This window comes from Aerococcus sp. L_32, assembly GCF_050689315.1.
This window is the reverse complement of record NZ_JBOEQF010001050.1, coordinates 1-647: the sequence shown is the minus strand read 5'-3', so window position 1 is coordinate 647 and position 647 is coordinate 1. Positions and strand designations below refer to the sequence as shown.

Here is a 647-nt window from a genome sequence, read left to right as displayed (position 1 = left end):
CAAGAACTCTTGTGCTACACTTGCTGTAATCTCTTGGAAATCCTTAATCTCTTTCTCAAATTCATCTTGTGTGAATGGTTGAATATTGTCTACCATATGTAATACCTCCTAGTTTTTGTGTATAAACTCATGGTATGCTTTCGACCGCAGAAATTCAATTAATATGCATTCTCAAGCCATATGGTAGAATAGAGTTGATTTCAAGAATAAGGGTGAAACAAATGAAACTAGGATTTATATCAGATATACATATCGACCGCGGTAAGACTCAACAAGAAACAGACTTTCTTCATACCCTTTCCGCCTACATCAACGACCAAGCACTGGATGAAGTCTTTATCGGTGGTGACATCTCTAACCATTACGAGAAGACCATTGCATTTGTGGAAAAATTACAAGCCAATTCCGGCGCCAAGATTTATTTTATACCAGGTAACCATGATTACTGGGAAGCAAAGTCGGCCAAAAAGCATACATTGACTATCCACGACACCTTTAAAAGTCACCCACAAAGCCTGTTAAACAAAGCATTAATGGTGGGCAGGGATACTGCGGTTGTCGGTCATACAGGTTGGTACAACCATGCCTACCATGATCCAGCCTTTACAGAAGAAAAGTTAGAGACCGGCCGTCACAAACTCGTCACC

The 647-nt window shown here is 40.3% G+C and carries 1 protein-coding gene; it reads left to right on the top strand.

All coding sequences use genetic code 11. The features are described 5' to 3' along the window. Positions 1 to 221: 221 nt before the first annotated feature. A partial coding sequence (locus tag ACRCJ0_RS18130) for a metallophosphoesterase (protein WP_431391528.1) occupies positions 222 to 647 on the top strand: 426 nt, incomplete at its 3' end.